Source organism: Pseudolactococcus chungangensis CAU 28 = DSM 22330, assembly GCF_002441885.1.
In the GTDB taxonomy this organism is placed as follows: Bacteria; Bacillota; Bacilli; order Lactobacillales; family Streptococcaceae; genus Pseudolactococcus; species Pseudolactococcus chungangensis.
Window position 1 is genome coordinate 73748 of the sequence record NZ_JXJT01000007.1, and the last position, 25950, is coordinate 99697.

The following is a 25950-nucleotide window of genomic DNA, read 5'->3' on the forward strand; positions in this document are numbered from 1 at the left end:
AAGCCTGTCAAGTTAATGACAGGCTTTGATGAGGTTAACCTTTATCAGCTCCAGCAGTAATGCCATTGACATAGAATTTTTGCATGAAGATGAAGAGTAGGGTAATCGGAATAGCGATAATCACACAACCTGCGATAAACTGTGTAAAGTAGGTTGTAGCTGAACCTTTGGAGTTAAAGACCATGGTATAAAGACCGTAGGCAATAGTAAATGATTTTGAATCATTGTTACCTAGGATAATACCTGAAAAGATAAAGTCTGTCCAAGGCGCAATGAAAGCCATTAAGGCAGTGTAGACAATAATTGGTTTTGAAAGCGGTAAGGTGATGTTGGTAAAGACCTGCCATTTGTTGGCACCATCAATTTTAGCGGCCTCATCAATTGATGGCGGAATGGTATCAAAGAAACCTTTAGCGATGTAGAAAGCGAGACCAGCACCCCCTGCGTAAACCATAACCAAACCACCGATACTTAACATATTAAAAGATTTCAAGATGTAGTATAAGGCAATCATCGACATGAAACCAGGAAACATGCCCAGCACTAAAGCGATTTGTAAGAAAGGTTTACGAAAGGCAAATTTCAAACGTGAGAGCACATAACTCATCATGATGATAATGAGTGTTGAAATGATTGTCGATAGAACAGACACAATCAAAGTGTTAACCAACCAGTTAACAAATGGAAAGACACCATTTTCATTTTTAAGGAGTGACACATAGTTATCAATTGTAAAATTATCAGGAATAATCGTGTCTACGAAACCTGTTGAGTTTTTAGTAAAGGACACGAGGACAATCCAGACAATCGGGAAGAGCCATACGATTGCAAGGAATATCAGTAAAACGTAGCGTCCGACTAATGATAAGAGACGTTGATGTGCATAAGATTTCATAATTTACCCCTCCTTAAATGCATTAGTACGACGATAAGCGATAAGTGAAATGCTGGCATTGACGATAAAGATTAAGATACCGAGTGCAGCAGCGACGTTGTATTGTTGCGTTTGACCAAAGACCAGTTTGTAGAGCCAAGTTACCAGCAAGTCTGTCTCACCAGCTGAATTATAGTTGGCATTCATCGGCCAGCCACCCGTTAAGAGATAGATGACGTTGAAATTGTTGATATTTCCGATGAATTGTTGAATTAAGGCTGGGGTCATCACAAACAGAATTTGTGGGAAAGTGATTGACTTGAAGATTTTAAAGCTATTAGCCCCATCAATACGTGCGGCTTCAATTTGATCTTGCGGTAAGTTTTGGATGATCGCAGTTGAGGTTAACATGGATACAGGAATCCCAATCCACATATTAACAACAATAACGGTAGCACGTGAGACCCAAGCATTTGAGTCTGTTGTGATGAATTTAATCGGCTCAGAGATGATGTGCCAATCCATGAGCAGGTTATTCAAGGCACCTTGCGTGTTAAGGAATTGCGCCATCAAAAGTAAAGTGACAAATTGTGGTACTGCAAAGACGATAACGAAGATTGTCCGCCACATCCCTTTGCCTTTGATCCCTTTTGACTCGATTAGCATAGCAAGTAGCACACCACCGAGAAAAGTGGTCGCAGTCGCAAGGACTGCCCAGATGAGTGTCCAAATTAAGACAGGGAAGAATGTCCCAGCCAAGTTACCAGAGAGAATTTGCCCAAATGATGTCAACCCAGTCCAAGAAAAGGCAATGGCATGCTCTTTATTATAGTTAGTGAATGCCATCGTAATCATGTAAAGCGTTGGTAAAATGGTAAAGAGAAAGACACCTAAGAGTGGGACAGCCATCAAGGTTTTGTGCAAGTTGCTATCCAAAAGTGACGCTAATTCTTCTTTATTACTTGGAATGTGCTGACCTGTCTGTGTCAAATAAACCAAGTGTTTGTTTGACTTGTAATTTTGGATGAAGAGGACGACGAAAGCTGCAATAATAAGTATCGCAAGGACACCCCAAAGTAAGATAATGACTGAATTGTCAGGCTGAATCGTGACAGGGATCCCATCTTTATCAAGTCCTGTTGTCATCTTCTTATTAGGTCCAAGTGTTGTCAAAAGCGACAAAGCACTGATACCACTAAAAGCAAGCCAACCTAGAAAGGCAATTTCTAATAACAAGAACATGGCGCCTTTGGCAAACTGTTTGTGCTTGAGCTGGTTGAATCCCATGATGAAGAAGGTCAGCTTTTCGGCACTTCCGGCATTCCAGACATCTCGGATAGACAGATGACGTTCAGCTTCCGAAACGATGGATTCTGCATTAATTTTTCTTTTTTTAGCCATAATGTTTCTTCCTAATTTTAAGTTAGTGAAATGAATTGAATAAGACCGAGCCCGCATGGCGGGCTGATAGAGATTAGCACTAGGCTAACCTAAAGTATAAAAAGTTAGTTTGACCTAACTCTTTATGAATGTTTTATCATGAATCGAATGTATTATTTGTTGATGTCTTTAGCAAATGTTGCCAATTGTGCTTTGTAGTCAGCCTCTTTGATTTGACCAGTATAAGCACCATTGATAAGCGGTGTTGCTTTGTCCCAGAAGATAGACATTTGTGCTAATTTAGGCATCAAAGTTGAGTGACCAGTTTGTGCCATTGTGATAACTGTTTTAGTCAAGTCTGAAGCTTGAACATCTGCATTTTCTTGTGCTTTAGTATTTGTTGGTACGAGACCTTGATCTTTAAAGAGAACAAGTTGTGCAGCTTCAGAAGTGAGGTAAGCTGCGAGTTTTTGTGCGCCGGCTTGGTCAGGTGCTTTAGAGTTAACAGCGATTGATTTAATACCAAGGAAGGCTTGCATTTGTTTTTCTTCCCCACCGATATTGATCGTTGGGTATGGTGCTACTGCCATGTTGTCGCCAAGAACTTCTTTAACTGAAGTAGATGACCAAGGGCCGTCAATGATAGCAGAGACTTTACCAGATTTCAATTGGTTAAGTGTGTTATCTGTATTCATGACACCTTTGTTAGATTTTTGAGCGGCAAACCATTTCATAGCATTGACACCTTTGTCTGAGTCGACGGACATATCGCCAAGTGTTTCACCATTTTCACCATAAAGTGTTGTACCTGCAGAGAAGAAGATAGGGTATACATTGTATGGTACAGCGAAATTTGTGCCAAGTACGCCTTTAGATGTTAAAGTGTCCCAAGATTTCACATCATCAGCAGTGAGTTTTGATTTATCATAGTAGATGAATTGTGATTGTTCTTCGTAAGGAAGGGCGTAAGTTTTACCTTTGTAGTTAACGGCGTCAAAAGCAAGTTCACTGTTTTCTGATTTGGACACATCAGCGTATTTAGGTGCGATTTCATTGATATAGCCTTTTTCTGCCATATCGCCTAATTGATCATGAGGGACTTGGAAAACATCTCCATATTTTGCCGGGTCTTTAGCGATGTCGGTTTTGGCATTTGAGGCACCAGAGTTGTTTGCTTTAACGTCAACTTTGATGTCCTTGTTTTCTTTTACAAAGTTAGCGACGATTTCATCGTAAGCTTTCTTTTGCTCAGTATCAACGTAGAGACGGATTGTTTTGCCATCTGTTTTAGACTTCGAGCCCCCATCAGATGATTTTGATGAGCCACAAGCAGCGAGTGCGATTGCTGCAGTTCCAAGGATTGCTGTTGAGAGCAAAGCTTTTTTCCAAGTTTTCATAGTTAATCCTCCATCGCTTTTATGAAAGCGTTTTTATTTTACATCTCTATTATGCAACCGTTTGTTTGAAAAGTCAAGCATTATTTTGATTTTTTTGTAAACTGCTATTATTAGTGGAATTATACGAAATATCCCATATCTATTAAGGTTGTCACATTTTTTAATACCAAGAAATGCCGACTATTAAACACGAATTAATAAATTGTTGAGCAATATATATGCAAACGTTTGCAAATTATCTTTATTATGTTAAACTATTTTTGAAAGCAGTTTAACATCTTATTTTTTAGATAAATAGAGGAGAACATGATTATGAACTTATCAGCCATTTACCATCGCCCTGAATCAGAATATGCCTATCTCTACACAGCAAGCGAAATGCGCGTCCGTGTTCGCACAGCTTTAGATGATATTGCCAAAATCGTCATTGTATCAGGCGATCCTTATGAGACGTTAAATGGTGTTTGGCAAAAAGAGCCAGATGTTGAAATGACACGAGGACTTGCGACAGAAACGCATCAATACTGGGAGGCAAAGCTCTATGCGCCACACAATCGTTTGAATTACGGTTTTAATATTACAGGACTTGATGGAGAAGTACTTTTCTATGGGGATCAAGGCTTTGAACCGTTAATTGATGAAGCGTCGGATACAAAGGACGCTCTCATGGGCTCGAATGTCTATTTCAAAATGCCTTATTTCCAAGAAATTGATCGTTTTAAAGCACCTGAATGGGTCAAGAAAACCATTTGGTACCAGATTTTTCCTGAGCGCTTTGCGAATGGTGACTCGTCAAATGATAATGAGGGGACACTTCCTTGGAATCCAGATGATCATCCAACACGTGAGGCTTTTTATGGTGGTGACCTACGTGGTGTGATTGATCACTTAGATCATTTGGTCGATTTAGGCATCAATGGCATTTATTTCAATCCGATTTTTGAGGCACCAACCAATCATAAGTATGACACAAGAAACTATTTAGAAATCGACCCGCATTTTGGGACGAAAGCTGATTTTAAAGAATTAGTTGATAAGGCGCATGCGCGTGGCATTAAAATCATGTTAGATGCTGTTTTTAATCATATAGGGGATGAAAGTCCAGAATGGTTGGATGTGTTGGAAAATGGTAAGCAATCTAAGTATGCTGATTGGTTTCACATTCATTCTTGGCCAATTACGACGACACCAAAAAGCGAATATGACGATGATTCAAATTATGAAACCTTTGCCTTTACGCGCCACATGCCTAAACTCAATACAGCTAATCCCGAAGTTCAAGATTATTTATTAGAGATTAGTACCTATTGGATTCGTGAATTTGGTATTGATGCTTGGCGAATTGATGTGGCAAATGAAGTGGATCATCATTTCTGGAAAAGATTTTACAAGACAGTCACTGCCATTGAACCAGACTTTTATATTCTAGGTGAAATTTGGACAAGTGCACAGCCGTGGCTCAATGGCGATGAGTTCAATGGTGTGATGAACTATGCCTTTACGGGGTCAATTATTGATTATTTTGCCAAGAGAAAAATATCAGCAGATAAACTTATCAGCAATCTCAATGTCCAACTCATGCTCAATCGGGATCAAACCAATCAAATGATGTATAATTTATTAGATTCTCACGATGCACCACGTGTTCTCAGTCTTGCTAATGGTGATAAAGACATTGTCAAACAAATGTATGCCTTTATGTTCCTGCAACAAGGCACACCGGATATCTACTATGGCAGTGAGTACGCCATGACTGGCGATAATGACCCTGATAATCGTAAACCGATGGAGTGGCGACCTGATAAGCAGGATCAGGATATGTATGCCTTCATGAAGGCTTTAATCCAACTTCGTAAAGACCAGTTGGCGGTTCTTGTTGATGGCGATTTGGCTTGGCGTGTTGAGGGAGATATTGTGAGCTTTACGCGTAGTCTATTAGGTACTCGATTAACAGCTACTTTCAATGCGAGTGTGGCAACTTATGAGATGTCAATTGATAAAGGTCAAGTGATTTTTGCTAATCATTTGAGTGATGGCATCTTAGAACCTAAAGGATTTGTTGTTATTTTAGAAAGTGAGACCGTCTAATGGCAGTAGATACATCAAAAACACTTAGAGGACAAGTTATTTATTCGATTTTTCCACGTAATTTCAGTGCGGCTGGTACATTTGCAGCGATTGAGCCTGAGCTCGACCGCATCAAGGCACTAGGCACTGACATCATCTGGCTCATGCCGATTCATCCGATTGGGAAAGTCAATCGTAAGGGGGCTCTCGGCTCACCCTATGCGATTCAGGACTATCGTGAAGTCAACCCAGAGTATGGCACAAAAGCCGATTTCGTACAGTTGACTGAGGCGATTCACGCGAGAGGTATGAAAGTCATTATTGATGTCGTTTATAACCATACCTCGCCTGATTCTTGGCTCATCCAGCATCATCCCGAGTGGTTCTATCGTAAGCCTAACGGAGATTTTGGCAACAAGACTGGGGATTGGACGGATGTCAAAGACTTGGATTATAGTCTGAGCCATGACCTCTGGGAGTATCAAATTGAAACCCTTCAGATGTGGGCAGAATTTGTGGATGGTTTTCGATGTGATGTCGCATCTCTTGTTCCGCTAGATTTCTGGCTTGAGGCACGTCAAGCTGTGGCTAAAGTACGCCCTGATGCAGTCTGGTTATCCGAATCGGTGGAAGAAAGTTTCGTCAGCTATAACAGAAGTCAAGGTCAAACCGCACTTTCAGAATCTGAGATTTTTCAAGCCTTTGATATGGCTTATGACTATGATGTTTTTGAGATTTTTAACGGTGTTTTAACAGGCAAACGCAGTTTAGCAGATTATGCTGAGGCGCTGACACGTCAAACCGTCATTTATCCGGATAATTATATCAAGATGCGTTATCTGGAAAACCATGATAATTTCCGTGCCGCAGCCTTGATTTCTGACCCTGAAAAACTCGCAACTTGGACAGCTTTCATCTATTTTCAACAAGGCACAACACAACTTTATGCCGGCCAAGAAGTGCATGCCAAACACATCCCAAGTCTTTTTGACGCGGACAAGGTGGACTGGCAAACTGGCCTTGATCAGAGTGACTATCTGGCAAGATTAGCAGAGATTACCTCAGCAGAAATTTTTAAGACTGGCTATTACACGATTAAAGCAGATGGTCAAGCACTGATTGGCAAATATGTTTTAGGAGATGAGATAATCGTTGGTCTTTTCCCAGTTCAGGGTATTGGCATTACACATCTCAATGGCAAGTATGAAGATTTGCTGACAGGTGATATTGTTCAGAGTAACAATGGCAAGGTCGCCTTTCATCAGGCGATGATTTTGAAAGAAATTTAATTGTGTAGCAACTATTGAACATAGTCGTCAAAAATGACGGCTATGTTTTTGCTATTTAGACTAAAAGTTGATTATTGTCAGTAAACCATGGTAGAATTGAAAAAACGAATGTACAAAATTCAAGGATAATTATTGGGGAATCAAGCATGGTATCAATCAAAGAAATAGCAAAATATACGGGAGCTAGCCCGACAACGGTTTCAAACGTGATTCATGGTAGAACGGGGAAAGTCTCTCGGGAAAAATTTCAACAGATTCAAGCCGCACTCGAGAAGTTTAATTATAGCGAGCAGATGGCTGGACGTATCTTGGCTAACAACGGGTCTCGTATTATCGGTCTCATTATTCAAGATAATATTGGTTTAATGGATCGAGAATTTAGCAACCCCTATGTTGGGGAATTAACACAAGCCATTGAATATCATGTACGTAAGCAAGGGTATTATTTGATGTATCATAAATCTCAATCTTTTGATGAAAGTTTGCGGATGATGCAGTCTTGGCAGATGGAGGGCGTGATTTTGTCAGGGTTTCAACCGCGTGAGATTGCGCAATGGTATCAGTACCTCAAGACACCGGCTGTTTTTTTAGATGTTTTTCAAGATGAAACGGTTGATGTGGCAGCTGAAATCTGCAATGTCGGGCTTGATGATAAAGTGGCAGCTGCCAAGATGACGGCATATCTGATACAAGCAGGTCATAAGGAAATTGCCTTTTTATCACGTGGTAAACCAGAGAGATGGCAAGGCGTTGACGCACAACGTCGAGATGGTGTCTTACAAAAAATGGCAGACCATGGTTTGTCAACCTCAAGTGTTTGTCAGGGTTTGCCTAACTATTTTTCTGATATAGAAGAATGGATAGACGCCTATATTCAGCGTCAATTTGATGGGAAAACAGCTTTATTTTTTGCATCAGATTTGTTAGCAGCGCTTGCTTTATCTCGTATTCAAGCCGCAGGTTTGACAATACCTAATGATATTTCAATTGTCGGATTTGACGGCAATATTTTGAGTCGATTTGCCTCACCAAAATTAACCACCATTGCCCAAGATGTGAATTTGAAAGCCGAGAAGGCGCTAACAATGCTATTTCAGAAAATTAATTTAGAACCTATTCTAGTGCATAATATCCAGATATCAGGCACCTTGATTGAAGGAAATACTGTCAAACAGCTCATATCTAAATAGTCTACAAAGTATTTATTCCTGATGATAATGTTCATTGGGGATTTTTTGATAATCATTAAAAACAATATTTTAACCTGAAAACGCTTGCAATTTATTTTAAAGTGTGATATGATTAGCTAAAGGTGTTACGAAACACTTGTTGTATCTAGGACATTGTTCGTTTGTCTGGATAGTGCATGAAATATGAGGATATGCAGTTAAATTATCATCAATTAGTGCATCGTTATTATTTTTTTGTTAATAGGTGTTGCGTAACACCTATTGGAGAACAAATCAGTTGATACTTGAAAAGGAGAAATTCAAGATGGCAAATTGTAAGAAAAAATTGGTTTCAGCTCTTATGTTGGGCACAGCTGTTTTAGCATTTACAGCTTGTGGCAATAAAGACGATGCTGCGTCGACAACTAAGGATGGCAAACTTATCATCACTTTAGGGCGACAAACGACTGCAGACCCTAAGTTACCTAAAGGTGATACTTACGAATCAAACGCTTACACACGAGCAGTTGATAAAAAATTTAATGTTAAAATCAAAGATAAATTTGAAGCTAATGGTGATGACTATACGCGACAAGTATCACTTGCTATCGCTTCAGGTGACATTCCAGATATGATGGTCGTATCTCGTGATGAGATGAAAGAGCTGTATGAAAACGATTTGATTGAAAATATGACGGATATTTACAAAAAGAAAGCCAGTAAAGGGATTAAAGAAGCTTACGAGTCTTACAACAATCGGCCGCTTGAAGATGGTACCTTTGATGATAAGCTCATGGGCTTACCTGCAACTGCTGGAGATTTAGGACCTTCGCTTTTCTGGATTCGTGACGACTGGGCGCAAAAACTCGGACTTAAACTTGATGCAGATGGTAATGGGGCGATTACAATCAATGAGTTACATGATACAGCTAAAGCGTTTTCGGAACAGAACCCTGGTGGGACAGCTAAAAACACAGGTTTGGCCTTGGCACCGACATTAATATCAGCCAACTATGGCGGCTCAGCTTACACATCAATGGGCATTGGGGATGCCTTGGGAGCTCATCCTGGTTTTTGGCTGACTGGTGACGATGGGAAAGTCGTTAATGGTACCGTGAGTAGTCAAACCAAAGAACTTTTAGCCTTGCTCAATGGTTGGTATAAAGAAGGCATATTAGACAAGCAATTTGGCACAAGAACATGGGATGATATATCAGCCATGGTTGTCAATGGAGAAACAGGTATTATTCCTGGACCATGGCATATTCCAGATTGGCAATTATTTCAGACCAAAGAAAAAAATAAAGAAGCTAGCTTTAAAGCCTATGCTCTTGAAAATGCAGCAGGCAAGGTTACGACCATTCAAAATAATCCAACAGGTAATTTTGTTGTTGTCCGTAAGGGGTTTAAAAAACCTGAACTTGCCATGAAAATCATTAATTTTATCTATGATGAAACGCGTAATGATGCAACAGCAGCGACAGATTATCCAGAGATTGCTGATTACCGTGCAACAGCAGTAGATGGCACATCACGTCCCTTTAATATCGAGATTAATCCGTCAACAGAGCTTTTAGAAACAGTATCTGATGCGCAAGCTGTTTTAAATGGAAAAAAATCAGCAGATACTGTTAAATACCCAGATACACGCACACTCATTACAACACTTGAAACCTATCTAAAAACCCCAGCAACTGCTAGTTCGACAGATTGGGCAACATACACTTCTCGAATTATCGGAGTTAATGATGTAATGGTCAAAGTTAGAAATGAAGGTATCTTTTCGGAAACTGAGTCACCTTATTTTGGTACGACGAAAACACTTGAAGAAAAAGGTGCAGATTTGGATAAATTACGCGAAGAGACCTTTATGAAAATGGTGACAGGTGCAAAACCAATCTCTGACTTCGACAGTTTTGTGAAACAATGGTACAAACAAGGTGGCACAGCTGTTACTAAGGAAGTCCAAAAAGAAGTAGACGCTAAAAAATAAGGTGGATGCCTAGAATTGGAGAAGTAATGGCTACAAATCAAGACCTATCGCTAGCAACTAGCCAAGAATCAAAAAAACAGCCCATGCCGAATCGTGAACGAAAAAATCAGGTCATGTTTCATTTGATGATGATTCCAGGACTCTTATTCTTGATCATCTTTACCTATGTGCCGATGGCAGGGGTTGCCATGGCTTTTCAAAATTATATTCCTGCCAAAGGTTTACTAGGGTCTCATTGGATTGGATTGGCACACTTCCAACGCTTGTTTTCACTACCAGATGTTGGCTTGTTATTTCGCAATACAATCGTGATAGCACTTGGTAAAATAATGATTGGAACAGTCTTATCAATCATATTTGCCATTTTGTTAAATGAAATTAGAGTGATTTTTCTAAAAAAATCAGTGCAGACTATTGTTTATCTACCTCATTTTCTATCCTGGGTTGTCCTATCCGCAGTTGTGATGAACATGTTCAATTTAGACGGTTCTATCACCCAAATGTTGGAAGCGATTGGGTTGAAAAACTTGAACTTTCTAGGTTCTAATAAACTCTTTCAGCCCTTGTTGGTTGGAACAGATGTTTGGAAGGAGTTTGGCTATAGTTCCGTCGTTTATTTAGCAGCAATTACGTCAATTGATCCAGGTCTATATGAGGCGGCGTCAATTGATGGTGCAAGTTGGTTTAGAAAAGTCTGGCATGTGACCTTACCAGGTATGATGACGATCATTTTACTCTTGGCTATCATGAATCTACCCAATATTTTAAATGCTGGATTTGATCAAGTCTATAATCTGTATTCACCGATGGTTTATGAGTCTGGTGATATCCTAGATACCTACGTTTATCGTGTCGGCTTGATTGGTCGTCAATATTCATTTGGTACAGCAGTAGGGCTCTTTAAGGCAGTGATTGGTGCTGTATTGATGATAGGGGCCAATGAAATCGCCGGTCGTTACACAGACCGTAAAATGTTTTAGAGCTGGAGGGGTTCATGAAAGAAAAGTTAAATGCGCGGATTATTATTATTTATGCGCTAGTGGTTGGCCTGGGATTAATTTGTCTCTTGCCACTCTGGAATATTGTCGCCATTTCTCTATCAGGTTCTGCGGCTGTTGCAGGTAACAAAGTTGGACTTATCCCAATTGATTTGACTTTCGGAGCTTATCAGAAAATTATGGGTGATGGTCAATTTTGGCGGTCCTTTGGTATCTCTGTTTTAAGAGTTATAGTGACATTGGCTCTGAATTTGATACTCATCGTGCTGATGGCTTATCCATTGGCTAAAAGTAAACGAGCTTTTAAAGGGCGTTCGATTTACATGAATATCATGATTTTCGCCATGTTATTCAATGGCGGAATGATTCCGACATATTTGGTCGTGAAACAGTTAGGTTTACTGAATACAATTTGGGCTTTGATTTTGCCAGGAGCTGTTCCAATTTTCTCCGTAATTTTGGTCATGAATTTCTTTCGAGGCATTCCAAAAGCACTTGAAGAGGCAGCAATCATTGATGGGGCGACCCCTTTACAAGTCCTATTCCAGGTATTTATCCCAATTTCTCTGCCGTCACTTGCGACAGTATCGCTGTTTTCTATTGTTGGCACCTGGAATGATTTCATGGGTGGTTTAATCTATATTACAAAGGCTGAAAATTACCCTTTGATGACTTATATCCAAGCCTTAAATGTTAACATTGCAGATGCGATTAAAAACAATGCCTCTGCAGAATCCATTGCTAATCTTGCGCAGCTCTCGGATAAGAATTTAAATGCGGCAAAAATTATGGTCGCTATCATCCCGCTTTTATTAATCTATCCGATGTTGCAAAAATATTTTGTAACGGGGATGGTTGTTGGCTCTGTCAAAGAATGATGTGAGAGAGGAAAGATATTGCGATGACAAATTTATTTTCATATGACGGTCTCATTTACAAGGTGGGAACTAAAGTTTTTCAGCTCATGGTCTTGAATCTTCTCTATCTCATCACTTGCTTGCCAATGGTGACCATTGGTGCAGCAAATACTGCCCTTACTGCGGTAACAATTAAGATGATTGAAGGCAAGACAGGCCATGTCGCTCTTGATTATTTACGCGCCTTTAAGACGAATTTTAAACTGGCGACTTACTATCATCTGATTTTTACGATGATCAATCTTCTTGTCCTGCTGAATTACCTGTTTGCTGGTATAGTCGCAATCCCGATACGCCCCTTAGTCTATCTTGCTTTGGGTCTTGCAGGTCTTATCAGTCTTGTCGGGATGACTTTTATCTTTCCATACATTGCCCGCTTTGATGACAATGGTATCACAACGGCTAAGAATGCTTATTTACTGGTATTAAGACATGGGAAAATTTCTTTATTGATTTTAATCGTCACGCTTTTACCCATTGTGCTAGCCATGCTGACACCTGTGATGATGGTCTTTGCCATTTACCTGTCAACCTTTATCGGCTTTGCATTGATTGCCTATCTAAAAAGTTTTTTACTGTTGTCAATTTACCAACAGTATCAATCAAAATAAACTAAAAATTAAAGAAGTTTTAATGTTTTTTAAACGTGGTAACGTTTACATCTCCAATTACTTATGTTAAACTGTTACTCATATCCTAAAAAACACATTACAAAATCCTGAGGAGGGTAAAAAATCATGACATTCGAGAAAAAATGGTGGCAGACAGCTGTTGCCTATCAAGTTTATCCGCGGAGTTTTCAAGATTCTGATGGTGATGGTATTGGGGATATTAAAGGTATCACGAGCCGTCTTAATTACTTGGAAAAGCTTGGTATTACAGCGATCTGGCTCAGTCCGGTTTATGCAAGTCCTATGGATGATAACGGCTATGACATTTCAGACTATGAAGATATTGCCAGTATTTTTGGCGACATGGCAGCCATGGACGAACTCTTAGCAGAGGCAGATAAACATGGCATTAAAATCATCATGGATTTAGTGGTGAATCATACCTCGGATGAACATGCTTGGTTTGTCGAGTCAAAAAAATCTAAGGACAACGAATTCCGTGATTATTACGTCTGGCGTGATGAACCCAACGATTTGATGTCAGCTTTCTCAGGTTCTGCCTGGGAACTTGATGAGGCAAGTGGTCAATATTTCCTGCATCTTTTCTCTAAAAAACAGCCCGATTTAAACTGGGAAAATGAAAAAGTTCGTCAAGCCGTCTACGATATGATGAATTTCTGGATTGATAAAGGCGTTGGTGGTTTTCGTATGGACGTGATTGATTTGATTGGGAAAATTCCTGATGATGAAATCACTGGGAATGGGCCTAAGCTGCATGATTACCTCCATGAAATGAATCAAGCTACCTTTGGTGATAAAGATTTATTGACAGTTGGAGAAACTTGGGGAGCAACACCTGAAATTGCTAAGCTCTATTCAGCACCTGAGCGTGAAGAGCTGTCGATGGTCTTTCAATTTGAGCATATCAGTTTATCACATGAACCTGACCAACCCAAATGGGATGTGATTGACCTTGACAAATCTAAGTTAAAAACGATTATCTCTAAATGGCAGACGGATTTAGCAGTCGGTCAAGGCTGGAACTCATTGTTTTGGAATAACCATGACTTGCCAAGAGCAATTTCAATCTGGGGCAATGATGCTGAATATCGCGTTCAGTGTGCTAAAGCATTTGCGATTTTACTTCATTTCATGCGTGGCACGCCTTTCATCTATCAGGGCGAAGAAATCGGCATGACTAATTATCCATTTGATACGATTGACCAAGTAGAAGATATTGAGTCTGTTAATATGTATGCGGAACGTTTGGCACAAGGCTACAAACCAGAAGATATCATGGTGAGTATCCGTGCCGTTGGTCGTGATAATGCTCGGACACCGATGCAATGGGATGCGACTGATAATGCAGGTTTCACAACAGGGCAACCTTGGTTGGCGGTTAATGCTAATTATCAAACAATTAATGCTGAAGCAGCCTTGGCTGATAAGGACTCTATTTTCTATACGTACCAAAAATTGATTGCCTTGCGCAAACAAAATGATTGGATTGTTTATGGTGATTATGAGTTGCTTGAAACGTCTGACAATGTTTTTGCCTATCTTCGTCATTTTGAAGGGAGACAATACCTAGTTGTTGTTAATTTCTCTGACGAAACTGCTCTTTTTGAAAGTCAGTTAACGGGTGGTAAAGGTATCATTGCCAATCGTCAAATTCCAAATGATTTGACGAAAGTATTGCTGCAACCATGGGACGCCTTTGCCATTGAAGTCGTATCAGATTGAATTTGACTGCTAGTTGCAAGAATGACCGATGCTTATCGGTCTTTTTTGTCAGGCGGAGATAGGGTTATGAAGATGAAATAAATAAAAGTTGTATAGGATAGCAAAGTTACTTGACAATGCAAACGTTTGCATTGTATAATAGTTGCAAACGATGAGTTAGGATGGGTGACATATGAAAAGTAATTGGTTTAAACAAGCAGTAGGCTATCAGATTTATCCCAAATCATTTCGGGATACAAATGGTGATGGTATTGGGGATATTAATGGGATTATCGAGAAGTTGCCTTATCTAAAAGATTTGGGTGTTGATTTTATCTGGATTAATCCAATCTATAAAAGTCCTCAGTTTGACGGGGGCTATGATATTTCAGATTACTATGCATTGGACGAAGACCGTTTTGGGACGATGGCTGATTTACAAAACTTGATGATGCAAGCGCATTCAATGGGTATGAAGGTCATCATGGATTTAGTCGTTAATCATACGTCGAATCAACACCCTTGGTTCATCGAGAGTCGTAAGTCCAAGGACAATCCTTATCGTGATTATTATCATTGGCAGCCAGCTACACCTGATCACTTACCTAATAATTGGATTTCATTTTTTGGTGGCAGTACTTGGACCATTGATGAACCGACAGGTGAAGCCTATTTCCATGTTTTTTCAAAGGAACAGCCTGATTTGAATTGGCACAATCCTAAGGTACGTGAGGAAATTTATGACATGGTTCGTTGGTGGCTAGAGCAAGGCATTGATGGCTTTAGACTGGATGCCATTAGTCATATTGAGAAAGCGCCATGGGATTTTGAGATTAAATCTTTTAAAGATAACTCTCCTTGGGAACCTTTCATGAATGTGGCTGGTATTGAAGCTTACATGGCAGAATTTAAGAAGCTATTCGATGAATTTGATGCATTGACAGTCGGAGAAGCTAGTGGTGTATCTAGCAAAGAAGCGACGAGTTGGACGGATGACCATGGCTACATCGACATGATTTTTGAACTGGAACATAGCAATAAAGATGATAATGGTCAAGGTGATTTAAAATTATTTAAAGACACGATCATGCGATGGCAAGAAGATTTATTGGCACGTGGCTGGAATGCGCCATATTTGGAAAATCATGACCAGCCGCGCGTGATTGACGTTTTAGGAGATGGTACGGAGGCCTCGGCTAAAGCACTAGCTGTCGCCTATATGTTATTACGTGGTACACCTTTTATCTATCAAGGTCAAGAGATCGGTATGACCAATTTTGACTATACAGATATTTCTCAAGTTGATGCTACCGATACTATCTATTTATACAATGAAAAATTGGCAGAGGGGTTGTCAAAGACCGCAGCACTCAAAGTAGCGACTGTCAATTCTCGAGACCATTCTCGAACACCCATGCAATGGGATGCAACTGAAAATGCTGGTTTCACAGATGGTAAACCTTGGTTGGTCATTAATCCTAATTACTTAGAGAAAAATGTTGCAGCAGCACAAACAAATCCAGACTCAATTCTGAATCTCTATAAATTTTTGATTCAACTTCGTCATGAATATCAAGATATTTCGGAAGGGCATATAACATTTCTATTTCCTGAACATCCGGCAGTTCTAGCCTATAAGCGAGGCGAGTTCTTAATCGTGACAAACTTATCTGCAACGCCAACGACGATAACTTTCGAGAGACCGGGACATGATTATCAAGACATGGTCACGCAAGCAATAGTACCAGACCTGTTAGAGCTATCTTTAGAGAGCTGGGCATATCGGATATACAAAAAAATAAAAGAATAGCTTGACGTGCAACCGGTTGCATGTTAAACTATAAATATGAAATCGGTTGCATAAAATATGCACCAAACAGCATGAAGATGCTGGAGCAAATCAAGCAACAAAATCAAAGCAAACATTGAAAATGACAGTACCTAAAATGAATGAGTGAGGACATCAACAATGAATCAAATCAAACGTATTATGGCGATTGACCCTTGGCAAATCAAATCAGATACACTAGAAATTGAAGACCGACGATTACAAGAATCGTTGACAGCCATTGGCAATGGCTATATGGGTATGCGTGGTAATTTTGCTGAAACTTATTCTGGTGATATGCACCAAGGTTTCTATTTAGCAGGTGTTTGGTATCCTGATAAGACACGGGTCGGCTGGTGGAAAAATGGCTACCCAGAGTATTTTGGTAAAGCGATTAATGCACTCAATATTGCCAAAATCAAACTCGTCATTGATGGCGCAGAAGTAGACTTGGCAACCGAGTTGATTAGCGACTTTAACCTCTCGCTTGATATGGCAAAAGGCACGCTTAGCTACACTTACATTGTGCGTGGTGTCAAAGTTTCTGCTGAACGTTTTTTCTCCGTTGACATTTTAGAACTGGCTGTATTTGCCTTCATGTTTGAATCAGTCGATGGCAAAGACCACATGATTCAAATTGACGCCATCATTGATGCAGATGTCAAAAATGAAGACGCCAATTATGATGAACAGTTTTGGAACATCTTAGATAAAGGTCAGACGAATAATGGGTCTTACATCGCTACGCAAACGATTGAAAATCCATTTGGTGTCGACCAATTTACTGTTGTTGCCAGTCAAACATTTGCAGGAAACTTCGATGCAGTTGGGGGAATGACAGCTGAAAAAGCCATTATCAATCGCTTTGAGAAAACAATCACAGCTGGTGACGTTTTAACCTTTGAAAAACGTGTTGTTGTGACGACAAGCCGTGACTATGCTGACTTAGCAGCAGTTAAAGTTGGTAACCAAGCTATCGTTGAAAAATCTATTCAAACGCAAGATTATAATAGCCTGTATCAAGCACAAGTGACTGCTTGGGCCAAACGTTGGGACATTGCTGATGTCGTGATCGAAGGCTCTGATGAAGCCCAACAAGGCATCCGTTTCAACCTTTTCCAGCTCTTCTCAACTTATTATGGTGAAGATGAACGCCTTAACATTGGTCCTAAAGGCTTTACTGGGGAAAAATATGGCGGTGCAACCTACTGGGATACAGAAGCCTACGCTGTCCCACTTTATCTCTCTTTAGCAGACGAAAAAGTAACAAAAAATCTCTTGAAATATCGTCGCCAACAATTGCCACAAGCCCAACATAATGCCCGCCAACAAGGTCTTAAAGGCGCCTTGTATCCGATGGTCACCTTCACAGGCGTTGAGTGTCATAACGAGTGGGAAATTACCTTTGAAGAAATACACCGTAACGGCGCTATTCCTTATGCAATTTACAACTATACCAACTATACAGGTGATGAAACCTATTTGGCGCATGAGGGGCTCGATGTTCTGGTAGAGGTCGCACGTTTCTGGGCAGACCGTGTGCATTACTCAGCGCGCAATGACAAATACATGATTCATGGTGTCACTGGACCAAACGAGTATGAAAATAATATCAACAACAATTGGTATACCAATACACTGGCGGCTTGGGTGTTGCGTTATACAACTGAAAGTCTGGCTAAACACAGCCGTGCTGACCTCAACGTCACAGTGGATGAATTGGCAAAATGGTCAGAAATCGTTGACAAGATGTACTATCCATTTGATGAAAAAGAAGGCGTCTTTGTCCAACACGATGGTTTTATGGATAAAGACCTCCGCCCAGTTTCAGCCTTGGACGCGTCAGATTTACCACTCAACCAAAATTGGTCTTGGGATAAAATTTTGCGCTCACCATTTATCAAACAAGCCGATGTGCTACAAGGGATTTACTTCTTTGGTAACCAATTCTCATTGGAAGAAAAACGTCGCAACTTTGATTTCTATGAACCCATGACCGTCCATGAAAGCTCACTTTCTCCATCTATTCACGCCATTCTTGCGGCTGAACTTGGCAAAGAAGCTAAAGCAGTTGAAATGTATGGTCGAACAGCGCGTCTTGACTTAGATAACTATAATAATGATACAGAAGATGGTCTGCATATCACGTCAATGACTGGCTCTTGGTTAGCTATCGTTCAAGGCTTTGCCCAAATGAAAACATGGGATGGCAAACTTAGCTTCGCACCATTTTTACCAAGAGATTGGACCGGTTATACCTTCCATATCAATTATCGTGGTCGTCTCTTGAAAATTGAAGTGGCTGAAAATGTTACCGTCAGCTTGTTATCAGGTGATGCTTTGACTTTAGAAGTCTATGGTCAATCAGTTGAATTGACATCTAACTATACAGTGAAAGTAGGTGGTTAATATGTTCCAAGCAGTTTTGTTTGATTTGGACGGTGTGATTACAGACACAGCGGAATACCATTTTCTAGCCTGGGAAAAACTGGCTAAGAAAATTGGTATTGAGATTGACCGTGAGTTCAACGAAAACCTGAAAGGTGTCTCACGCGAAGAATCCTTGCGTCGTATTTTAGAACATGGCGGCAAGGCAAATGATTATACGCCAGAAGAATTTGCTGCTATGGCCAAACTTAAAAATGACAACTATGTTGAGATGATTCAAGCAGTGTCACCAAAAGATGTCTATCCTGGTATTTTACAATTGCTTCAGGATTTACGAGGACAAGGCATTAAAATTGCCCTAGCATCCGCTTCAAAAAATGGGCCATTTTTGCTGAAACAAATGCAAATAACAGAGTACTTTGATGCCATTGCCGATCCGGCAAAAGTGGTCGCAAGTAAACCAGCACCTGATATTTTCATCGCTGCTGCTGAGGGTGTGGGTGTTGACGTGAGTCAAGCAATCGGGATTGAGGATGCTTATTCTGGGATTGCAGCGATTAAAGCCGCAAATGTGTTACCGATTGGTGTCGGTAAAGCAGAAGTATTAGGCTCAGACATTGCACTCGTCTCTGATACAAGCCAACTGACACTTGATTTTTTAATAGAAGTATGGGACAATCAATAGTTAGTAAACGGAAACGCTTTCGAGCCGTTTTCCGTTTTTCTGCTTATTGTTAAAGAATTAAGATGGTTTTAAAAATTAAATAAAGTAACACGTTTTTTAAAACAGGAAAGCATAGAAAGGGGAACGATGGCAGTTACAATCAAAGATGTTGCCAGACGTGCTGGTGTCAATCCGTCAACGGTTAGTCGAGCAATTCATAATCATTCGGCGATTTCCGAAAAGACGAAAGAAAGAGTCAGGAAAGCTATGGCTGACCTTGACTATTCAAGAAATTCAGCAGCACAGATGCTTGCAAGTGGCAAGTCGGGTGCTATTGGCGTGATTTTTCCACCAATTGAAAATAAGTCTGAGCAGCCTTTTTTCATGAAAATTTTGACAGCTATTAATGAAGAAGCCCATCAAAACAAAATCACGGTTTCAATCGCCTCTGGTCATACAATTGAAGAACTCTTGAGTCAAGTCAGAGTCATGTATCAGGAAAAAAGGGTTGATGGTTTTATCGTGCTTTATGCGGGAGAAGCTGACGATGTGCGTGATTATTTGTTGGCAGGTGAGATTCCTTTTGTCATTGTTGGGACACCTATTGAGCGGGCAAATGAGATGACAGCTGTTGATAATGATAATAAACTTATGGGAGCTGAGGCTGCTCAATATCTTGCAGGTTTGGGTCACAAAAAATTAGCTTTTGTGACGAATACAGACAAGGGCGAGGTTTTTCATGAGCGTTATCGTGGTTTTGAGGAGAAGATTAAGTCGCTTGGACTTAATGGTCAGTTGCTTTATACGTCAGAAAGTCTGGCGTTAGACAATGTGACAGCACTTGTAGTGTTAGATGATATTCTAGCCATCAAAGTTATTCAAGGCCTGACAGAGCGTGGGATTACTGTACCTGACGACATTTCAGTGATTTCGTTTAATAACTCTGTCTTTGCGAGCTTGATTCATCCTTATTTGACGACATTTGATATTAATATCACGCAGCTCGGTCATAGTTCAGTGCAAAAGTTATTGCATTTGATTGCAGATCCTGATGATTTTCGTGAGAAAGTGACCGTGCCTTTTGAGCTTAAGGTACGCGAATCGACGAAAGCTGTCAACTGACGGCTTTTTTTATGTTTATCTTAAGTTTTTTAGGCTAAAATAGTGTAAAATAAAAAGCAAGTTGATAAAAGGCTACTGTGCAATGATTTTAAGACTGCATAGTAGCCTAATGAGTTAAGAGAGGTGAACAAGACGATGATCAAAATACTATTAGTAGAAGATGACTTATCTTTATCCAATTCCGTTTATGATTTTTTAGAAAATTTCGCTGATGTCGTCCAAGTTTTTGATGGCGACGAGGGTTTATATGAAGCAGAAATGAATATTTATGACATCATTTTACTTGACCTTATGTTGCCAGAAAAAAACGGCTTTGAAGTCCTAGCTGAACTCCGTGCCAAAGGCGTAAAAACGCCTGTTTTAATCATGACTGCTAAGGAAAGCCTAGATGATAAAATGCATGGCTTTGAAATTGGTGCTGATGATTACCTAACTAAGCCTTTCTATTTAGATGAACTGAAAGCACGGATTCAAGCCCTACTTAAACGTTCAGGTAAACTTGAAGATACTTCGACTATTAAATATGGTGAGGCTCTCGTCGTCAATACGGCCAATAATCAAGTAACAATATCGGGAAAAAACGTCGAAATTCTAGGAAAAGAATTTGATTTGCTCCTATATTTTTTGCAAAATCGTAATGTCATTTTACCTAAAGAGCAGATTTTCGACCGAATTTGGGGCTTTGACAGCGATACAACCGTCACTGTTGTAGAAGTTTATATGTCAAAATTACGCAAGAAACTCAAAGGATCAGAATTTGTGGAAAATCTTTCCACCTTGCGCAATGTCGGTTATATTTTAAGATAGGTTAGAGTATATGAAAAAAGATAAAGATAAAATCGCATGAAAAAAATCGTCAAAAAATTCGCCAATCATCACCTGTTTCGCTTTGATGTGAAATATTTTTTGCATTTCTTTGTTGTCTTTACGATTATTTTCGTGGCCCTATCCGCCATTATCCTGCAAACATTGACTTCAGGCATTTATAACTCAACAGATGAGACGATTGAAAGATTAGCTAAAAATCCCCTCATGCTGACAAATCTAGCCTTGCATGGCACGAATAAAGCAACTGTTTTTTCTGACGGTCCTGATCATAATCCAAATAACGAGACAAATTCAGTATCTGGTACGCAAATCTCTGTTTTTTCTCCGAACCAAACTGTCATCCTTTATGATAAAAAAGGTCAGATTTTAAATGCTGATACTAATTTAGAAACATCTACAGTTGCTGAAGATCTAAAATTTGATGAGTCAAATGTTGGTAAGATTAGCACAGTCACTATCAAAACAGCATTAGGAGAGTCGCTTCTTTACCGAACTAAAACCTTTAAAGTAACCTTTGATAAAAATATCACGACTAATATTGCTTATATTCAGATTTTTGTCAATGTCGATCAGTTATCAGACAGTTTATCCCGAAGTCAATTTATTATTTTAACGACCATGGTCAGTTTTTGGCTCATTTCACTGGTAGCCTCTATTTATTTATCTAGGTGGTCACAAAAACCAGTATTGGCAGCTTACGAGAAAGAAAAGAATTTTGTTGAAAATGCCAGTCATGAATTGAGAACACCTTTGGCTATTTTGCAAAATCGTTTGGAGCTTTTGTTCCAAAAACCAACTGCTACGATTATTGATCAAAGTGAAAATATTTCACAGAGTCTGGCAGAAGTTAGAAACATGCGAATGCTAACGAGTAACCTGCTTAATCTAGCTAAACGAGACGGTGGTCTTAAAGTAGAACTGACGACAGTTGATCAGACCTATTTCGAAAACATATTTGAAAATTATAAGTTACTCGCTGAAAATTCAGAGCGCACGTTTACCAGCTCAGTTCATTTTAAAGATCATGTGAAACTAGATGAAAGCCTGATTAAGCAAGTTCTTACGATTTTATTTGATAATGCCATCAAGTACACAGATGTTGGCAGTCAGATTGAAATTAAAGTAGAAAAAAATGGTCAAAATCTTGTGATCACAACCTCAGACACTGGATATGGTATTTCTAACGAAGACAAAAAGAGGATTTTTGACCGATTTTACCGTGTAGATAAAGCTCGAACTCGTCAAAAAGGTGGCTTTGGCTTAGGTCTGTCGCTTGCTAAACAAATTATTGATGCTTGTGGTGGAAGGATTGATGTTCAAGATAATCAGCCTCAAGGCACCAAATTTATCATAAAATTACGTGTCTGAGCTAACCATTAACTCATAATTAAACGAAAGAAAATAAAAGCACCATGCTAAAAAAAATGATTACTCATGTGCTTATTGCACCTGTCCGGTTTTATCAAATTGCTATCTCGCCCTTGCTACCAGGGGCTTGTCGTTATCATCCAACCTGCTCGAATTATATGATTGTCGCCATTCAAAAACATGGCTTTCTTGGTGTACTTATGGGTACAGCAAGAATTTTGCGGTGCAATCCGTTTGCAAAAGGTGGTGTTGATTATGTTCCAGACCATTTTTCATTAAAACGAAATCCAGTTAATCCCTATAAACAGTAGTCCTTAAGCTAAATAATAAATTTGAAAGACTTGGCAATTGCTTACAAGTCTTTTTATTTGGGATGATAGGAGCTTCGTTATAATAAAATTGTTTTTTAAAATTTTAAAAACCTGAATCAATCAAAATTTTGTGTTATACTGAAAAGCAAAGGGGGGATTTATGCTATGTTTTTGGCACTTAATGAAATTAAACATTCAAAATTGAGGTATGCACTGGTGATTGGCGTAACCTTTTTAATTGCCTACCTTGTCTTTTTTCTGACCGGCTTATCTTATGGTTTGGCACAAGAAAATCGCATGGCTGTTGATAAATGGCATGCGACAGATATCCTCTTGTCAGATAAAGCCAATGACAGTTTGTCCATGTCACGATTGGATCCTCAAATGCTTAATCAGGTGAAGGCAAAAGAAAAAGCTGTTCTAGCTCAGACACCTGGGATAATCATTGATAGTAAGGATGACCAAAAGAAACAAAATGTCAGTTTTTTTGGCATTAATCCTGAACAATTCCTCAAACCCAATATCGTCAAAGGTAAAATGTTTCAAGAAACAGGTGATGTTGTCGCTGACAAGAGTCTAGAGACACAATACGACTATAAGTTAGGAGACAAAGTTAAACTGGCAACCAACGATCAAATTTTAACTATCGTCGGTTTCACTGATCAGGCTAAATTCAGTGTGTCGCCTGTACTTTATACATCATTAGAGACGATTCAGTTAATGCGTAATGGTGTCAGTATGTCTGGACAACAATCTGTAAGTGTTAATGCCATTATCACAAAAGGTTCACCTAGCGAAACTGCAGGCTTGAAAAAACTATCAATACATGATTTTATCAACAAATTGCCTGGTTATAGTGCGCAAGTTCTGACTTTCGGCTTTATGATTGGTTTTCTCGTGGTGATTGCTGCGATTGTTATCGGTATTTTCGTTTACGTCTTAACGATGCAAAAAATAGCGATTTTCGGTGTTATGAAAGCACAAGGAATTTCAAGTCGTTATATTGCAAATTCTGTAGTAGCACAGACTTTTATTCTCGCTTTCACAGGTGTGATCACAGGTTTAATCGCAACAGTTTTATCTGCGCTAGTATTGCCTGATGCTGTACCTTTCCAAAGTCAGCCAGTATTCCTCGCTGTTATCGCTGTGCTGATTGTATTGGTTGCAATTTTGGGTGCTCTGTTCTCGGTGCGCTCGATTGTTAAAATTGATCCTTTAAAAGCGATTGGGTAGACAGGAGTAACTGATGAATGCAATAGAATTTAAAAATGTCACGAAGTCTTTTAAAGACGGTGATGAAATCATTGAAGCATTAAAGTGTACTGATTTTTCGGTTAAAAAAGGCGAATTTGTTGCTATTATTGGACCATCAGGATCAGGTAAAAGTACTTTTTTAACCATTGCAGGGGGTTTACAGGCACCATCCAATGGTGAGGTATTCATTAATGGTAAAACTTTTAGTGGTAAAAAGGAAAAAGAACGCGCGAAATTACGGTTCGATGAGATTGGTTTTATCCTACAGAGCTCTAATCTAGTACCATTTTTAACAGTCAAAAATCAACTCAAACTAGTCGATAAAATCACTAAAAATATGGCTAAAACAAAAGGAGATGAGTTGTTTGAACAACTCGGTATATCATTGTTAGTTAATAAATATCCAGAAGATTTATCTGGTGGTGAAAGACAACGTGTTGCGATTGTTCGAGCACTCTATCATGACCCTACGATTATCTTGGCTGATGAACCAACAGCAAGTCTTGATACTGATAAAGCTTTTGAAGTCGTGAAAATTCTTGCAGAAGAAAGTAAGAAAAAGAATAAGGCGATAATTATGGTCACACATGATTTACGCTTGGTTGATTATTGTGATAAGGTCTATTTGATGCTAGATGGTATTTTGACTGAGAAACATTAAGTAATGAGGATTCAGAACTTGTAAAGATATTTGATACAAAAGTCTTGTAAGTATTTACTTATAAGACTTTTTGATATGTATAGACTGATAGAATATGTGTAACTGGACTAATGTCAAATAATTAGACAGAAAAAAGGGAATTAATTTTAAAAATAATTTTCCTCTTTCTGATTTGGCGTCAACTCTTTGTTTGCAGAATGGGGATTATAGTTGTTATAAAATAGCTCGATATATTCAAAGCAAGCTAATCTTACTTTGTCAATAGAATAAAAAGTTCTTCGATTGATCTCACGTTGTTTCAGGTACTTGAAAAAGACCTCAGTGACCGCATTATCATAAGGATAGCCAGGTTTCGAATAAGAGGGTATTAAGTGATGTTCATCTAGCAATCTTCTAAACTCTTGTGATTTAAATTGGCTACCTTGGTCAGGCTAATTTAAATCAATTTTATGACTGAGTTTCCAAGCAATACATTTTCTAGAGTAGAGGTCAAGAATAGCGCAGAGATAAACGTGACGCTTGTTTCCAATGGAAATATAAGTGAAGTCAGTAGTCCAGACTTGATTTGGGGATTTAGGATTGAATTCTTGTTTAAGTAAGTTATCAGAAGAAAATTCAGGCGTCTTTCTTAATTTAAAACGAGGTTTAGTCGCTAACATTTTGGAAAGGTTCATAGACTTTAAGAGCCGATAAATTCTTCCTTCAGAGATATTAACGCCATAATTATGCAGAAGTATAATTTTGAAAGCTCTTGTTCCAATTCTTTTCTTGGCTTTTATATAAATTTCGAGTAGTAGTTTTCTAAATCGCTGATTATTAATTTCACGCTTAGCAGGTTTTCTGTTAATGAAATTATAGTAGGTTGAACGATTGACACGTAAAACACGACAGAGGGTGACTGCCGTGTGCTCAAAACGTAACCGATAGACGGCTTTAATTCTTACTTGGCGTTTTGCATGAATATGGCACTTGCTTTTTTTAAGATGAGATTTTCCTCTTCTAGCTGTGCGTTTCTTTTTTGAAATTCTTGAATATTAAAAAACTCCCAGGGTCAATATGCTCGTGGGAGTTTTTTGTATAAAAGGAACCATTTGAATATTTGATGCTTT

The 25950-nt window shown here is 39.2% G+C and carries 20 protein-coding genes and 1 pseudogene; 17 read left to right on the top strand and 4 right to left on the bottom strand.

The window, feature by feature from the left end; genetic code table 11:
- Positions 1-34: 34 nt before the first annotated feature.
- The 3 genes from RR45_RS04715 to RR45_RS04725 form a co-directional block, all read right to left on the bottom strand.
- The gene (locus tag RR45_RS04715; RefSeq protein ID WP_031365288.1) at positions 35-895 is read right to left on the bottom strand and encodes a sugar ABC transporter permease; all 861 of its coding nucleotides are present in this window, start codon (positions 893-895) and stop codon (positions 35-37) included.
- A gap of 3 nt (positions 896-898) precedes the next feature.
- Positions 899-2275 carry a carbohydrate ABC transporter permease gene (locus RR45_RS04720; protein ID WP_072353486.1) on the bottom strand — a complete coding sequence of 459 codons (1377 nt, stop codon included), beginning with the start codon at positions 2273-2275 and terminating at the stop codon, positions 899-901.
- 152 nt (positions 2276-2427) lie between these two features.
- Positions 2428-3651 (bottom strand): extracellular solute-binding protein, encoded by a 1224-nt coding sequence (locus tag RR45_RS04725; protein ID WP_031365290.1) that lies wholly within the window; start codon positions 3649-3651, stop codon positions 2428-2430.
- 312 nt (positions 3652-3963) lie between these two features.
- On the opposite strand from RR45_RS04725, the gene RR45_RS04730 reads away from it, so the two are divergent.
- The 17 genes from RR45_RS04730 (at position 3964) to RR45_RS04810 (ending at position 24841) form a co-directional block, all read left to right on the top strand.
- A complete protein-coding gene (locus RR45_RS04730) occupies positions 3964-5739 on the top strand; it encodes a glycoside hydrolase family 13 protein (protein WP_031365291.1) in 1776 nt (591 codons plus the stop codon).
- Positions 5739-7007 (top strand): alpha-amylase family glycosyl hydrolase, encoded by a 1269-nt coding sequence (locus RR45_RS04735; RefSeq protein ID WP_031365292.1) that lies wholly within the window; start codon positions 5739-5741, stop codon positions 7005-7007. Before RR45_RS04730 ends, RR45_RS04735 begins: the two co-directional genes overlap by 1 nt.
- Positions 7008-7153: 146 nt before the next feature.
- On the top strand, positions 7154-8197 hold the full coding sequence (locus RR45_RS04740; protein ID WP_031365293.1) for a LacI family DNA-binding transcriptional regulator: 1044 nt from the start codon (positions 7154-7156) through the stop codon (positions 8195-8197).
- A gap of 304 nt (positions 8198-8501) precedes the next feature.
- Positions 8502-10169, top strand: coding sequence for a hypothetical protein (locus tag RR45_RS04745; protein ID WP_031365294.1), 1668 nt, complete (start codon positions 8502-8504; stop codon positions 10167-10169).
- Positions 10170-10195: 26 nt separating this feature from the next.
- Positions 10196-11149, top strand: coding sequence for an ABC transporter permease (locus tag RR45_RS04750; protein WP_208601309.1), 954 nt, complete (start codon positions 10196-10198; stop codon positions 11147-11149).
- 14 nt (positions 11150-11163) lie between these two features.
- The gene (locus tag RR45_RS04755; RefSeq protein WP_031365296.1) at positions 11164-12045 is read left to right on the top strand and encodes a carbohydrate ABC transporter permease; all 882 of its coding nucleotides are present in this window, start codon (positions 11164-11166) and stop codon (positions 12043-12045) included.
- Positions 12046-12068: 23 nt separating this feature from the next.
- Positions 12069-12695: a YesL family protein gene (locus tag RR45_RS04760; protein ID WP_031365297.1), complete on the top strand. Its 627-nt coding sequence runs from the start codon at positions 12069-12071 to the stop codon at positions 12693-12695.
- A 126-nt stretch (positions 12696-12821) separates the two neighbouring features.
- Positions 12822-14438, top strand: coding sequence for a glycoside hydrolase family 13 protein (locus RR45_RS04765; RefSeq protein ID WP_031365298.1), 1617 nt, complete (start codon positions 12822-12824; stop codon positions 14436-14438).
- Between the two features lie 172 nt (positions 14439-14610).
- Positions 14611-16227, top strand: coding sequence for a glycoside hydrolase family 13 protein (locus tag RR45_RS04770; RefSeq protein ID WP_031365299.1), 1617 nt, complete (start codon positions 14611-14613; stop codon positions 16225-16227).
- Between the two features lie 159 nt (positions 16228-16386).
- A complete protein-coding gene (locus tag RR45_RS04775; protein WP_031365300.1) occupies positions 16387-18654 on the top strand; it encodes a glycoside hydrolase family 65 protein in 2268 nt (755 codons plus the stop codon).
- A gap of 1 nt (position 18655) precedes the next feature.
- A complete protein-coding gene (gene pgmB, locus RR45_RS04780) occupies positions 18656-19318 on the top strand; it encodes a beta-phosphoglucomutase (RefSeq protein WP_031365301.1) in 663 nt (220 codons plus the stop codon).
- Positions 19319-19444: 126 nt separating this feature from the next.
- A complete protein-coding gene (locus tag RR45_RS04785) occupies positions 19445-20419 on the top strand; it encodes a LacI family DNA-binding transcriptional regulator (protein WP_031365302.1) in 975 nt (324 codons plus the stop codon).
- Positions 20420-20554: 135 nt separating this feature from the next.
- On the top strand, positions 20555-21226 hold the full coding sequence (locus RR45_RS04790) for a response regulator transcription factor (RefSeq protein WP_031365303.1): 672 nt from the start codon (positions 20555-20557) through the stop codon (positions 21224-21226).
- A 36-nt stretch (positions 21227-21262) separates the two neighbouring features.
- On the top strand, positions 21263-22615 hold the full coding sequence (locus RR45_RS04795) for a sensor histidine kinase (RefSeq protein ID WP_031365304.1): 1353 nt from the start codon (positions 21263-21265) through the stop codon (positions 22613-22615).
- A 56-nt stretch (positions 22616-22671) separates the two neighbouring features.
- A complete protein-coding gene (yidD, locus tag RR45_RS04800; protein ID WP_031365305.1) occupies positions 22672-22926 on the top strand; it encodes a membrane protein insertion efficiency factor YidD in 255 nt (84 codons plus the stop codon).
- Positions 22927-23091: 165 nt separating this feature from the next.
- Positions 23092-24159, top strand: a complete 1068-nt coding sequence (locus tag RR45_RS04805) for an ABC transporter permease (protein WP_031365306.1) — start codon at positions 23092-23094, stop codon at positions 24157-24159.
- 13 nt (positions 24160-24172) lie between these two features.
- On the top strand, positions 24173-24841 hold the full coding sequence (locus RR45_RS04810) for an ABC transporter ATP-binding protein (protein ID WP_031365307.1): 669 nt from the start codon (positions 24173-24175) through the stop codon (positions 24839-24841).
- 121 nt (positions 24842-24962) lie between these two features.
- Here the strand turns inward: RR45_RS04810 and RR45_RS04815 are convergent.
- Positions 24963-25860: pseudogene (locus tag RR45_RS04815) on the bottom strand (IS3 family transposase); the annotation flags it as partial.
- Between the last annotated feature and the right edge of the window lie 90 nt (positions 25861-25950).

Coding starts and splice junctions, on each gene's coding strand:
- RR45_RS04765 (WP_031365298.1), top strand. CDS start 12,822: ATGACATTCGAGAAAAAATGGTGGCAGACAGCTGTTGCCTATCAAGTT.
- RR45_RS04715 (WP_031365288.1), bottom strand. CDS start 895: ATGAAATCTTATGCACATCAACGTCTCTTATCATTAGTCGGACGCTAC.
- RR45_RS04745 (WP_031365294.1), top strand. CDS start 8,502: ATGGCAAATTGTAAGAAAAAATTGGTTTCAGCTCTTATGTTGGGCACA.
- RR45_RS04725 (WP_031365290.1), bottom strand. CDS start 3,651: ATGAAAACTTGGAAAAAAGCTTTGCTCTCAACAGCAATCCTTGGAACT.
- RR45_RS04810 (WP_031365307.1), top strand. CDS start 24,173: ATGAATGCAATAGAATTTAAAAATGTCACGAAGTCTTTTAAAGACGGT.
- RR45_RS04795 (WP_031365304.1), top strand. CDS start 21,263: ATGAAAAAAATCGTCAAAAAATTCGCCAATCATCACCTGTTTCGCTTT.
- RR45_RS04805 (WP_031365306.1), top strand. CDS start 23,092: ATGTTTTTGGCACTTAATGAAATTAAACATTCAAAATTGAGGTATGCA.
- RR45_RS04740 (WP_031365293.1), top strand. CDS start 7,154: ATGGTATCAATCAAAGAAATAGCAAAATATACGGGAGCTAGCCCGACA.
- yidD (WP_031365305.1), top strand. CDS start 22,672: ATGATTACTCATGTGCTTATTGCACCTGTCCGGTTTTATCAAATTGCT.
- RR45_RS04790 (WP_031365303.1), top strand. CDS start 20,555: ATGATCAAAATACTATTAGTAGAAGATGACTTATCTTTATCCAATTCC.
- pgmB (WP_031365301.1), top strand. CDS start 18,656: ATGTTCCAAGCAGTTTTGTTTGATTTGGACGGTGTGATTACAGACACA.
- RR45_RS04750 (WP_208601309.1), top strand. CDS start 10,196: ATGGCTACAAATCAAGACCTATCGCTAGCAACTAGCCAAGAATCAAAA.
- RR45_RS04720 (WP_072353486.1), bottom strand. CDS start 2,275: ATGGCTAAAAAAAGAAAAATTAATGCAGAATCCATCGTTTCGGAAGCT.
- RR45_RS04735 (WP_031365292.1), top strand. CDS start 5,739: ATGGCAGTAGATACATCAAAAACACTTAGAGGACAAGTTATTTATTCG.
- RR45_RS04730 (WP_031365291.1), top strand. CDS start 3,964: ATGAACTTATCAGCCATTTACCATCGCCCTGAATCAGAATATGCCTAT.
- RR45_RS04755 (WP_031365296.1), top strand. CDS start 11,164: ATGAAAGAAAAGTTAAATGCGCGGATTATTATTATTTATGCGCTAGTG.
- RR45_RS04770 (WP_031365299.1), top strand. CDS start 14,611: ATGAAAAGTAATTGGTTTAAACAAGCAGTAGGCTATCAGATTTATCCC.
- RR45_RS04760 (WP_031365297.1), top strand. CDS start 12,069: ATGACAAATTTATTTTCATATGACGGTCTCATTTACAAGGTGGGAACT.
- RR45_RS04775 (WP_031365300.1), top strand. CDS start 16,387: ATGAATCAAATCAAACGTATTATGGCGATTGACCCTTGGCAAATCAAA.
- RR45_RS04785 (WP_031365302.1), top strand. CDS start 19,445: ATGGCAGTTACAATCAAAGATGTTGCCAGACGTGCTGGTGTCAATCCG.